General features: G+C 62.3%; 12 protein-coding genes. 10 read left to right on the top strand and 2 right to left on the bottom strand.

All coding sequences use genetic code 11. The annotated features are described in order from the left end of the window. Positions 1-24: 24 nt before the first annotated feature. From AC0L2B_RS32140 to AC0L2B_RS32110, 7 genes are all read left to right on the top strand, one after another. Positions 25-798, top strand: a complete 774-nt coding sequence (locus AC0L2B_RS32140; protein WP_473748193.1) for an enoyl-CoA hydratase — start codon at positions 25-27, stop codon at positions 796-798. A gap of 204 nt (positions 799-1,002) precedes the next feature. After that, positions 1,003-1,269: a 30S ribosomal protein S20 gene (gene rpsT / locus AC0L2B_RS32135; RefSeq protein WP_023802137.1), complete on the top strand. Its 267-nt coding sequence runs from the start codon at positions 1,003-1,005 to the stop codon at positions 1,267-1,269. Positions 1,270-2,203: 934 nt separating this feature from the next. Continuing rightward, positions 2,204-3,676: a chromosomal replication initiator protein DnaA gene (dnaA, locus tag AC0L2B_RS32130; protein WP_023802135.1), complete on the top strand. Its 1,473-nt coding sequence runs from the start codon at positions 2,204-2,206 to the stop codon at positions 3,674-3,676. 323 nt (positions 3,677-3,999) lie between these two features. Then, positions 4,000-5,118 (top strand): DNA polymerase III subunit beta, encoded by a 1,119-nt coding sequence (dnaN, locus tag AC0L2B_RS32125; RefSeq protein WP_473610891.1) that lies wholly within the window; start codon positions 4,000-4,002, stop codon positions 5,116-5,118. Between the two features lie 128 nt (positions 5,119-5,246). Further along, positions 5,247-6,407 (top strand): DNA replication/repair protein RecF, encoded by a 1,161-nt coding sequence (recF, locus tag AC0L2B_RS32120; RefSeq protein WP_473748192.1) that lies wholly within the window; start codon positions 5,247-5,249, stop codon positions 6,405-6,407. Positions 6,408-6,612: 205 nt separating this feature from the next. Next, positions 6,613-7,368, top strand: a complete 756-nt coding sequence (locus AC0L2B_RS32115) for a molybdopterin-synthase adenylyltransferase MoeB (protein WP_473610889.1) — start codon at positions 6,613-6,615, stop codon at positions 7,366-7,368. A 3-nt stretch (positions 7,369-7,371) separates the two neighbouring features. Beyond that, complete coding sequence (locus AC0L2B_RS32110; protein WP_473610887.1) at positions 7,372-7,854, top strand: GNAT family N-acetyltransferase; 483 nt, start codon at positions 7,372-7,374, stop codon at positions 7,852-7,854. Between the two features lie 28 nt (positions 7,855-7,882). On the opposite strand, the gene AC0L2B_RS32105 is transcribed toward AC0L2B_RS32110, so the two are convergent. Continuing rightward, positions 7,883-8,884: a 2-hydroxyacid dehydrogenase gene (locus AC0L2B_RS32105; RefSeq protein ID WP_023802130.1), complete on the bottom strand. Its 1,002-nt coding sequence runs from the start codon at positions 8,882-8,884 to the stop codon at positions 7,883-7,885. Positions 8,885-9,042: 158 nt separating this feature from the next. Between AC0L2B_RS32105 and AC0L2B_RS32100 the strand changes: the two genes are divergently transcribed. After that, positions 9,043-9,600 (top strand): SH3 domain-containing protein, encoded by a 558-nt coding sequence (locus AC0L2B_RS32100; RefSeq protein ID WP_027151699.1) that lies wholly within the window; start codon positions 9,043-9,045, stop codon positions 9,598-9,600. An 81-nt stretch (positions 9,601-9,681) separates the two neighbouring features. Here the strand turns inward: AC0L2B_RS32100 and irrA are convergent, their stop codons facing one another. Continuing rightward, the gene (gene irrA / locus AC0L2B_RS32095; RefSeq protein WP_023802128.1) at positions 9,682-10,113 is read right to left on the bottom strand and encodes an iron response transcriptional regulator IrrA; all 432 of its coding nucleotides are present in this window, start codon (positions 10,111-10,113) and stop codon (positions 9,682-9,684) included. 243 nt (positions 10,114-10,356) lie between these two features. On the opposite strand from irrA, the gene fabA reads away from it, so the two are divergent. Then, entirely contained in the window at positions 10,357-10,875 is a 519-nt protein-coding gene (gene fabA, locus AC0L2B_RS32090; protein ID WP_023802127.1) for a 3-hydroxyacyl-[acyl-carrier-protein] dehydratase FabA, read from the top strand. 128 nt (positions 10,876-11,003) lie between these two features. After that, complete coding sequence (gene fabB, locus AC0L2B_RS32085) at positions 11,004-12,224, top strand: beta-ketoacyl-ACP synthase I (protein WP_473748191.1); 1,221 nt, start codon at positions 11,004-11,006, stop codon at positions 12,222-12,224. Position 12,225: the final 1 nt, after the last annotated feature.

Genomic DNA, 12,225 nt, shown 5'->3' with positions numbered 1-12,225 from the left:
ATGACCTAGTGAGGAGATACAGTCATGGCCTATGAAACGATTATCGTCGAAACCCGCGGCAAGGTAGGGCTGATCACGCTGAACCGGCCGAAGGCGCTCAATGCGCTGAACTCGCAGGTCCTGGCGGACGTGGTCGTGGCCGTGAACGGCTTCTGCGCGAATGCCGACATCGGCGCGATGGTCATCACCGGCTCCGAAAAAGCCTTCGCGGCAGGTGCCGACATCAAGGAAATGCAGGCGATCTCCTTTGTCGACGCCTATGTGCAGGATTTCTTTATCGGCTGGGAAGAGCTCACCCGAGTGCGCAAGCCCGTCATCGCGGCGGTGGCCGGCTATGCGCTCGGCGGCGGCTGCGAACTGGCGATGATGTGCGATTTCATCATCGCCGCCGACAACGCCAGGTTCGGCCAGCCCGAGATCACGCTCGGCGTCATGCCGGGCATGGGCGGATCGCAGCGCCTGACCCGTTTCGTCGGCAAGTCGAAGGCGATGGACATGTGCCTGACCGGACGGATGATGGATGCGGCGGAAGCCGAGCGTTGCGGCCTGGTGTCGCGTGTCGTGCCCGCTGGCGAATTGCTCGAGGAGGCGTTGAAGGCGGCGGCCAAGATAGCCGATTTTTCGCTGCCGTCGGTGATGATGGCGAAAGAGGCCGTCAACCGCGCCTATGAAACGACACTGGCCGAGGGGCTGCGGTTCGAGCGCCGGCTGTTTCACTCACTGTTTGCACTCGATGACCAGAAGGAAGGCATGGCGGCCTTTGTCGATAAGCGGAAGCCAAATTTCTCGAACCGCTAGCCAAATTTCTCGAACTGGTAGATGGCGACGACATCAGCCGGGAGCGAGCGACAGCAGCGGCCCAAAAAGAAGGCGAAGCAGCGTTGACGCGCCGGAAAAGCTGAACTATAAGCCGCACCAACCGAGGCGGCCCTGTGGCTGCCCGTTTATTTTTTGCGCCTTGCGGCATCCCGCATGCGCCCACCAGATCAGAAGAGAGGCATCATGGCCAATACCTCCTCGGCCAAAAAGGCAACGCGCAAGATCGCCCGCCGTACGGCGATCAACAAGAACCGCCGCTCGCGCGTGCGGACCTACATCCGCCAGGTCGAAGAGGCGCTCGCCTCGGGCGACAAGGCGGCCGCGCAGGCTGCTTTCAAGGTGGCTGAGCCGGAATTGATGCGCGCCGCGAGCAAGGGCGTGGTGCACAAGAATACGGCATCCCGTAAGGTGTCGCGCCTGGCCCAGCGCCTCAAGGTGTTGTCGGCCTAACCCGGATATCCGGGCTGATATACCTTTACTAAACTTGTCCTTTTCAGACCCGGCCGCTCGTGCCGGGTTTTTTCGTTTGCCGGCAAGTACTTAAAAAGAAAGCCCGCAAGCAACACCCCGCACGATTTCGAAGTTCGAATTGCTTTGCCGGCATATACATGCCGGCTGACAGGCGCAGCCGCTGAAAGCGTTCACGGCGAAAATATCAACTGTCGAAAATCACCTATATTTTTCAAACGGTTGCGGACGGTCATCCACAGCTTGTTCACATCGGGTGCGAGGGATGGGGGACAATTGCCTGTCAAGAAAATTATTTGATAAAATTTCGCGCGACGCGGCCTTTTTCACATTCGCCGGAAAAGGGTTTGAATCACAATGGGTTTGTCAAAACAAGCCAGTGCAACGCAGGCTCCGAACCGGTTTGCGCTAACCACATTCCTTAAAAATCCGTTAGTCGTGGCCTTGCCCTATCCACAGCGATTTCGCTAAGGTCTGTCTATCGAGAGGGACGGGCCGTTGGCCCTTAACCCAGCCTGAATCGGCCAGCACAAAATGGCAGAATTCATGACGCGGATCATCTCCGCGTACGGGTTTGGTTTGCCTTTTCGATACGGTAGGGGAATGGCGTAATTGTACATGGCAGATCAATCACGCGCCGGCGTTTCGCCGGGCGGAATTGTATTGCCCTGACATGACCAAAGCGGGCTGGCTCCGAGGAGCCGGCGCCGGTTCCCCGACAATGAGGCGACATCAGCTGCCGGCGGCGGCGATGGTGTCGCTGTGAGGACACGGTCGCCGGAAACATGGATGCAGGAGGCGCATTCCCGGCGGAAAAAGGTACAAAAGGACAAGGAACTCGATCATGCAGAGCGGCATCGAAAGGGAGCTTACGGGCGACCTCCCATTCCCTGGGACCTTAACCGGAGGGGACGCTATGTCGGCTTCCATCGACGCGGAACAAAAGTTCGACCGGGTCAAGGCCCAGTTGAAGGCGCGTCTGGGAACCGAAGTCTATTCGAGCTGGTTCGGGCGCATGAAGGTCGCCGAGGCGTCCCGGGGCATTGTCCGCATCTCGGTGCCCACCGCCTTCCTGCGCTCGTGGATCAACGGCCACTACCTCGACCTCATCGCCGAGCTGTGGAAACACGAGGATCCTGAAATCCTCAAGATCGAGATCGTCGTGCGCACCGCTACCCGCCCGGGGCGCAACGGCGTCGAGCCCGAAGTGGCCCCGGCGCGCAAGATGACCAGGCAAGCGCAAACGGCGCTGGCCGCGGGAACAGCGGCCCCCGGCAGGGTGGAGCGGGTACCGGCACCTCGCCCGGGAATGCCTGCCGAGACCGAGTTCCGGCACAATGTGCTCGGTTCGCCGCTTGACCCGCGCTACACGTTCGGCTCCTTCATCGAGGGACCGTCGAACCGGGTGGCCTTCGCCGCCGCCAAGGCGGTGGCGGAATCGCAGTCGAGCGCGGTGCGCTTCAATCCGCTGTTTCTGCACGCGACGGTGGGGCTGGGCAAGACGCACCTGCTGCAGGCGATCGCGGCGGAATCGCTGAAGCAGAATCCGAAATCGCGCGTCGTCTATCTCACGGCCGAATATTTCATGTGGCGGTTTGCCACCGCGATCCGCGACAACAACGCGCTGACGCTGAAGGAACAATTGCGCGACATCGACCTCCTCATCATCGACGACATGCAGTTCCTGCAAGGCAAGTCGATCCAGCATGAATTCTGCCATCTGATCAACATGCTGCTCGACAGCGCCAAGCAGGTGGTGGTCGCCGCCGACCGGCCGCCGTCGGAACTGGAATCACTGGAGCCCCGCGTCCGCTCGCGCCTCAACGGCGGCGTCGCGCTCGAAATGTCGGCACCGGATTTCGCCATGCGGATCGGCATGCTCAAGCTGCGCCTTGCCACCGCCAAGGCCGACGATCAATCGCTCGACATCTCGGAGGAGATCCTCAACCATGTCGCCCGCACGGTGACCGGCAGCGGGCGTGAACTCGAAGGTGCGTTTAACCAGCTTCTGTTCCGCCAGTCGTTCGAACCGCAGATCACCATCGACCGCATCGATGAGATCCTCGGCCACATCTATCGTTCGGGCGAGCCGAAGCGGGTGCGCATCGAGGACATCCAGCGCATCGTCGCGCGCCACTACAATGTGTCGAAGACGGAACTTCTGTCCAACCGGCGCACCCGCACCATCGTCAAGCCGCGGCAGGTCGCCATGTACCTGTCGAAGGTGATGACACCGCGCTCCTTGCCGGAGATCGGGCGGCGTTTCGGTGGCCGCGACCATACGACGGTGCTGCACGCCGTGCGCAAGATCGAGGATCTTTCAGGCGTCGACAACACGCTGGCGCAGGAACTCGAATTGCTGAGAAGACTGATCAACGACCAGGCCTGACCGGCCTGAAAAACAAAGGCGTGTCGCGTCTGGATGGCCGCGACGCGCTTGTTATCTTCGTCCTTATGCACGTCGTTGCCGCAAAACCGCTGCGCACCCTCGGGCCTGACCCGAGGGCATACTTTTGGGCGACGAGCATTGGCTTGCGGGCTTGCCCAGTTTTATCCTGGGAAAGCCCGTGTAACCGGCCCGAACCGTCAGCACGGGCTTGCGTTCACCGGTTTTTTCCTGTCAGTTTGTGCAGATTCTGAGCCTGTTCAGACCTTTCGCGGGTTGCCGCTTGCCGGAGACCCGCTCATTCATTCAAGCGAGCCTGTTTCGTCATGCGTGTTATCCTGGAACGGTCAAATCTCCTGAAGTCGCTCAACCACGTTCATCGCGTGGTCGAGCGGCGCAACACCATACCGATCCTGTCGAACGTGCTGCTGAGCGCCGAAGGCGCCACCCTTGAAATGAAGGCGACCGACCTCGACCTGGAAGTGACCGAAGCCACGCCCGCCAAGGTCGAGCGCGGCGGGGCGACGACGGTTCCGGCGCATCTGCTCTACGACATCGTGCGCAAGCTCGCCGACGGCGCGGAGGTGATGCTGAAGACCGACGAGGACGGCAACGCCATGACGGTGACCTCGGGCCGCTCGAGCTTCCGCCTCCAGTGCCTGCCGCAATCCGATTTCCCGGAGCTTTCGGCCGGATCGTTCTCGCATATCTTCCGGCTCGATTCGGTCGCGCTCAAGGGCCTGATCGAGAAGACCCAATTCGCCATCTCCACCGAAGAGACGCGCTACTACCTGAACGGCATCTACCTGCACACGCATGACGCCGACGGCAGGCTGAAGCTGCGCTCGGTAGCGACCGACGGCCATCGGCTGGCGCGCGCCGAGATCGACGCGCCGGCAGGATCGGAAGGCATGCCGGGCATCATCATTCCGCGCAAGACGGTCAGCGAACTGCAAAAGCTCGTCGATGACCCTGATATCGCGGTGACCACCGAATTGTCCGACACCAAGATCCGCTTCACCATCGGCAGCGTCGTCTTGACCTCGAAGCTGATCGACGGCACCTTCCCGGACTATCAGCGGGTGATCCCGACCGGCAACGACAAGAAGCTGATCATCGACCGCCAGAGTTTCGCCGCCGCCGTCGACCGCGTCTCGACCATTTCGTCCGAACGCGGCCGGGCGGTGAAGCTTTCGATTGGAGAAGGCCAGGTCACGCTTGCTGTCAACAATCCGGATTCGGGCAGCGCCACGGAGGAACTGGCCGCGGATTATTCGTCCGACGCGATCGAAATCGGCTTCAACGCCAAATATCTGCTCGACGTCGCCGCCCAGTTGACCGGCACCGAGGCAAAATTCATGCTGGCGGATGCCGGCTCGCCAACGCTGATCCACGACATGGCCGACGAAACCACGCTCTACGTGCTGATGCCGATGCGGGTCTGATGCATGTCGCGCAAAAGTGTGCAGCGGTTTTGCGATAACGACATGCATAAAACAACAACCTAAAGCGCGTCGCATGAGGCCGGTCAAACGCGGCGCGCTTTAGGCCGGAACGAGGCCATCTTGCTGTCATGACCGGAGTTGCGAAGCAGCCTGAGCGCGATCAGCAGACTCACATAAGTAAGCTTTCGCTTACCAATTTCCGCAATTACACAACACTGTCGATCGATCTCGATCCCGGCCCTGTGGTTTTTTCCGGTAACAATGGTGCCGGCAAAACCAATCTGCTGGAGGCGATTTCCCTGCTGACGCCGGGGCGCGGCCTGCGCCGTGCGCCTTATGCCGACGTGGCGCGCGAAGGCGGCGACGGCGGCTTTGCCATCCATGCCCGGCTCGATGGGCCGGACGGCCCGGTCGAGATCGGCACCGGCATCGCAGGCGGCGACGCCGCCGAGAGCGGCCGGCGGGTGCGGATCAACGGCGCGGCGGCGCGCTCGGCGGAGGACATGCTGGAATGGCTGCGCGTCGTCTGGCTGACACCGGCGATGGATGCATTGTTCACCGGGCCGGCCGCAGATCGGCGGCGCTTTCTCGACCGGCAGGTGATGGCGATCGATCCGGGCCACGGCCAGCGCGCGCTCGACTACGAAAAAGCGATGCGCGGCCGCAATCGACTGCTCGCCGAAGGCTCGCGCGACGGCGCCTGGTTCGATGCGATCGAGACGCAAATGGCCGAAACTGGTGTGGCGATTGCCGCGGCGCGTGCCGAACTGGTGCGCCTGCTCGCCGCCATGATCGACAGGCTGCCAAGCTCCGGTCCGTTTCCGCAAGCCGACATCGGCCTGTCCGGCGCACTGGAAAGCGAGGTCGCAACCAGCGCGGCTGTCGATGTCGAGGAGCGGTTCCGCCGCACTCTTGCCGAAGCGCGCGATCGCGACCGCGCCGCCGGGCGCACGCTCGACGGGCCGCACCGGTCGGATCTCGTGGTACGGCACCGGCCAAAGGCGATGCCGGCCGAACTCTGCTCGACCGGCGAGCAGAAGGCGCTGCTGGTCGGCATGGTCCTGTCGCACGCCCGGCTGACCGGCGAGATGTCTGGCATGACGCCGATCCTGCTGCTCGACGAGATCGCCGCCCATCTCGACGCGGGCCGACGCGCCGCGCTGTTCTCGATCCTCGAAGAGCTGAATTGCCAGGCTTTCATGACCGGGACCGATGCGGCGCTGTTTTCCAGTCTCAACGGACGCGCGCAGTTTTTGACCGTCGATCATGGGGTAGTGAGTAGGGAGTAGGGAATGGTGAATGGTGAATGGTGAATGGTGAATGGTGAATGGTGAATGGTGAATGGTGAATGGTGAATGGTGAATGGTAGTGAGTGCACCCTCACTTCACTGTCCACTGTCCACTGTCCACTGTCCCCCGCTACTTGCTACCAGCTACTCACCACTCACTATTCACCATTCACCATTCACTATTCACCCCCTATATGGTCTGGCGATGATCACCACCGCGCTCACCAACGAAGAACTCGAACGCTACGCCCGCCACATCGTGCTGCCCGAGATCGGCGGCGCCGGCCAGCAGCGACTGAAGCGGGCTCGCGTCCTGGTCATCGGCGCCGGCGGGCTGGGAGCGCCGGTGCTTGAATATCTTGCCGCAGCCGGCGTTGGCACACTCGGCATCGTCGACGACGACAGCGTCTCGCTGTCGAACCTGCAAAGGCAGGTGATCCACGGCACCGGCGCTGTCGGCATGGCAAAGACCGACAGCGCCAAGGCGGCGATCGCCCGCATCAACCCCAACGTCGCCGTGGAACTGCACAATCTCAGACTGACGGCGGACAACGCCCCTGCCCTTGTCGCCGGTTATGACATCGTCGTCGACGGCTCCGACAATTTCGAAACCCGTTATGCGGTGGCCGACGCCTGCGCTGCGGAAAAGCGGCCGCTGGTCCATGCCGCCGTCGGCCGCTTCGACGGCTCGGTGACCGTACTGAAACCGTTCGAGACCGGCACGGACGGCAGGCCGAATCCGAGTTATCGCGATCTGTTTCCGGAACCGCCGCCGCCGGGCCTGATGCCATCCTGCGCCGTGGCCGGCGTGCTCGGCGTGCTGACCGGCGTCGTCGGCACGCTGCAGGCCATGGAGGCGATCAAGCTGATCGCCGGCATCGGCGAGCCGCTGGTCGGCCGGCTGCTGCTTTACGATGCGTTGGCAGCGCGCTTCGACACGATCCGCTACAGGCGCAGCTAGATTTTGGGCAGCCTGGATTCCGTCGCGCAGCTTCCGGCCGATTTCGACCGTTGGGACGAGGTGCTGGCGCTGATTATGCGCGCCTTCGCTGCCATGGACGGCGTCATCGATCCGCCATCCTCGGCGCATCGGCTCACGGTCGAAAATCTCCGGGACAAGGTCCGGCAAGAGACGGGCTTTGCGGCGCTGAAGGGCGGCAGGATTGTCGGCTGCGTTTTTGTCCTGGAGCGGGCCAACGATTTCTATGTCGGAAAGCTCGCGGTCGAACCGGACTTTCAGGGACAAGGCATTGCCAGGCGGCTGATGCAAGCTGTCGAGAATTTTGCCCGCAACCGCGGCAAGTCTGCGATCGAGCTTCAGACGCGGATCGAATTGACCGCGAATCACGCGGCCTTTGCCCGCCTCGGCTTTCGCGAAACGGAACGGACGGCGCACAGTGGCTATGACCGACCGACCTCGATCACCATGCGCAAGGTGCTTTCGTAAGCCTACTCTAACTTACGATGGTAGCCGGTCACGTCCGCAGCGGCAGCACGCGATCCGGCGGCCGATGGCCATCGAAGAAGGCGCGGATGTTGATGATCACCTTCTCGCCCATGTCGATGCGGCCTTCGAGCGTCGCCGATCCCATATGCGGCAACAGCACGACCTTGCCCTTGGCGGCGAGCTTCAGCAATTTGCTGTTCAGCGCCGGCTCATGCTCATAGACATCGAGCCCGGCGCCGGCGATCTTGCCGTCCTGGATCAGCTTGACCAGAGAGTCCTCGTCGATGATGTCGCCGCGCGCCGTGTTGACGATGTAAGCGGACGGTTGCAGAAGCGCCAGCCGCCGCGCCGAAAGCAGATGGAAGGTCGCCGGCGTCGACGGACAATTGACCGATATGATGTCCATGCGGGCAAGCATCTGGTCGAGGCTTTCCCAATAGGTCGCCTCCAGCTCATCCTCGACCGCGGCAAGCACGCGATGGCGGTTGTGATAGTGGATCGACAGGCCAAAGGCCTTGGCCCGTCGGGCGACGGCGGTGCCGATGCGGCCCATGCCGACAATGCCGAGGCGTTTGCCCCAGATACGCCGGCCGAGCATCCAGGTCGGCGACCAGCCGGCCCATTTCTTGTCGCCGGTCAGCACATTGGCGCCTTCCGCCAGCCGCCGCGGCACCGCCAGCATCAGCGCCATGGTCATGTCGGCGGTATCTTCGGTCAAAACGTTCGGCGTGTTGGTGACGGTAATGCCCTTCTTCGCTGCCGCTGACACGTCGATCTTGTCGACGCCGTTGCCGAAATTGGCGATCAGCTTGAGGTTGTCGCCGGCCTGGGCGATCAGCGCCGCGTCGATTTGATCGGTTATGGTCGGCACCAGCACGTCGGCTTCCTTGACCGCCGCGACCAGTTCCGGCTGCGTCATCGGCCGGTCTTCGACATTCAGCCGGGCGTCGAACAGCTCACGCATGCGGGTCTCGACCGGGTCGGGCAGCTTGCGCGTGATGACGACGAGGGGCCTTTTTCTGCCTACCATTGTTTCCTCGAACCCGACCTCGTTGAGACCTCTTTAACCAAGACAGGCGAAACTGCAGGCCGGTCGCGGTGCCAGTTCTCCATGTAACAAGAGGTTCCGCCGAAGACAAAGAAAAAGGGGCGCCAGGGCCGATGAGCCGGCGCCGAAAGGGAACGAAAGTGTCTGGTTTCGCGTCGCTCCGCCTGGCCCTCAGCGCAGCATTTCTCGGCGCTTTGCTTTATTCCCCGGATGTGGCGGCACAGAATGCGGCAGCACCGACCCAGAGCGTCACGCTCGGGCCGAGCGGCCTGCCGCTGCCGCGCTTCGTCAGCCTGAAAGCCGGCCGCGTCAACTCCCGCGTCGGACCAGGCGTCAACTATTCCGTCGACTGGATGTATATGAAGCCCGGCCTGCCGATGGAGATCATCCAGGAATTCGACACCTGGCGTCGTGTGCGCGATGCCGATGGCTCGGAAGGCTGGATCAACCAGTCGCTGCTTTCCGGTCGCCGCACGGCGATCGTAGCACCCTGGCAGCGCGGCAAAGATGCCCGAATCAACCTACTCGACGACCCGCAAAAGGATGCCGGCATCGTCGCAATCGTCGAGCCTGGCGCCATGGGCACGATCAAGTCTTGTGACGGCCAGTGGTGCGAAATGACCTTCAGTGGCCACACCGGCTGGCTCGCCCAGTCGCTGGTCTGGGGCGCCTATCCGGGCGAACGGGTCAAGGACTGACCTCTTCATGTCGGTTCGGGATGACGGGCATGTCGCGCAAAAGTGCGCGTTTTGCGATAACGACATGCGTAAAAGCGCCGATCACTCGCAGCGTTTCGGGCGCAGCCTCACGACGATATCGACATTGGCGATCTCCATCCCCTCCGGTGGCTCCGGCAGGTTGGAAACCGTGACAGGACCGCTGGCGATGTCGAAAATCCTGTTTTCGCCCTCAATGTAGAAATGATGGTGATCGGAGGTGTTGGTGTCGAAGTAGGTCTTCGACCCCTCGACGGCCAGGATGCGCAGAAGGCCCGCCTGGGTGAATTGATGAAGGGCGTTGTAGACGGTGGCGAGCGATACCGGCACGCCGGCGGCGATCGCCTCCTCGTGCAGTTCCTCGGCCGACAGATGGCGGTCGCCTTTGGCAAAAAGCAGATCGGCCAGCGCAATGCGCTGACGCGTCGGCCTCAGGCCAGCTTCGCGAACCCGCTTGTCCACAGCGACATTTTCCTTCCGGCAGCCCAGATCCATCTATCCGTCCAAGCTCAAGTTTCGCCTCAAGAGCTGCCCAGAGCGGCAAAAAACCAACATTGACCGAACCTGGACATAACCCGACATATATTCTGTCGGCCGAATACGATCAATAGCGCGCATTGACCCCGGCAGGCGGGCAGGTTAAGCGCAAACGCCGGTTTCCGGCCGGAAATAGATTGTGTTAGGAAACCAACGACAAGGGCGCGCTACCGCCCGGACGATTATTGGGGACGGAGACTGATGGCGGTTTCGAAATCCAGCTACGATTACGAGGAACTGCTTGCCTGCGCCCGCGGCGAGCTGTTCGGACCTGGAAACGCCCAGCTCCCCTATCCGCCGATGCTGATGTTCGACCGCATCACCGAAATCAGCGAGACCGGCGGCGCCTTCGACAAGGGCTTCATCCGCGCCGAATTCGACATCAAGCCGGACCTGTGGTTTTTCGCCTGCCACTTTATCGGCAACCCGATCATGCCGGGGTGCCTGGGCCTCGACGCCATGTGGCAATTGACGGGATTCTACCTTGGCTGGCTCGGCGAGCCGGGCAAGGGCATGGCGCTGTCGACCGGCGAAGTGAAATTCAAAGGCATGGTGACGCCGTCGGTCAAGAAGGTAGAATATGGCGTGGATTTCAAGCGCGTGATGCGCGGCCGGCTGGTGCTGGGTATCGCCGACGGCTGGCTGAAGGCGGATGGCGAACCCATATACGCAGCAACGGATCTCAAGGTGGGTCTGTCCAAGCAATCGGCCGCCGCCTGACCGGCGCCTGCGCAGCGCGGCGAGTCCGCGGGAGGCGCAAAGGAAGCTGTAGAACTTAATTTGCGCATTCTTGTCCGGCAGGTTTCGGTCCGGCAGGTTTCGGGTTCATGCGCTGGAAGGAGTTGCGAATGAGACGGGTCGTAGTGACAGGCCTCGGCATCGTGTCGTCGATCGGCAACAATGCCAACGAGGTGCAGGCCTCGCTGCATGATGCCAGATCCGGCATCAGCTTCTCCGATTCCTTCGCCGAACACGGCTTCCGCTGCCAGGTCTGGGGAGCGCCGACGCTCGACCCCTCGGCGCTGATCGATCGCCGCGCCATGCGCTTCCTGTCGCAAGGTGCGGCCTGGAACCATGTCGCCATGGACCAGGCAATCGTGGACGCTGGACTTGGCGAGAACGAGATCACCAATGAGCGCACCGGCATCGTCATGGGATCGGGCGGACCATCGACCAGAACCATCGTCGAAGCCGCTGAAACCACGCTCAAGAACGGCAGCCCCAAGCGCATCGGCCCGTTCGCGGTGCCGAAGGCGATGTCGTCGACCGCTTCGGCGACGCTCGCCACCTGGTTCAAGATCCACGGCGTCAATTATTCGATCTCTTCGGCCTGCTCGACCTCGGCGCATTGCATCGGCAATGGCTACGAACTGATCCAGTGGGGCAAGCAGGACATGGTCTTCGCCGGCGGCCATGAGGACCTCGACTGGACGATGTCGGACCTGTTCGATGCGATGGGCGCCATGTCCTCCAAGTTCAACGACCGAGCATCGGCTGCCTCGCGCGCCTATGACGTCGATCGCGACGGCTTCGTCATTGCCGGCGGCGCCGGCGTGCTGGTGCTGGAAGAGCTCGAGCACGCCAAGGCGCGCGGCGCCAAGATCTACGCCGAGGTCGTCGGCTATGGCGCGACCTCGGACGGCTACGACATGGTGGCGCCCTCGGGCGAAGGCGCGGTGCGCTGCATGCGGCAGGCGCTGGCGACCGTCTCTTCGCCGGTCGACTACATCAACACGCACGGCACCTCGACGCCGGTCGGCGATTCCAGGGAAATGGGCGCGATCCGCGAGGTGTTCGGCGAAAACATGCCGTTCATCACCTCGACGAAATCGCTGACCGGCCATTCGCTGGGTGCGGCCGGCGTGCAGGAATCGATCTACTCGATCCTGATGATGCAAGGCGGCTTCATCGGCGAGAGCGCCCACATCGAGCAGCTCGATCCGGAATTCGAGGGCATGCCGATCGTGCGAGAGCGCATCGACGATGCCAGGATCGACACCGTCCTGTCCAACTCGTTCGGTTTCGGCGGCACCAACGCAACGCTGATTTTCCAGCGCTATTCCGCATAAG

This window comes from Mesorhizobium sp. WSM4815, from assembly GCF_055811575.1.
Note: the sequence above shows the minus strand (reverse complement) of the source record. Positions and strands in the feature narration are given on the sequence as shown.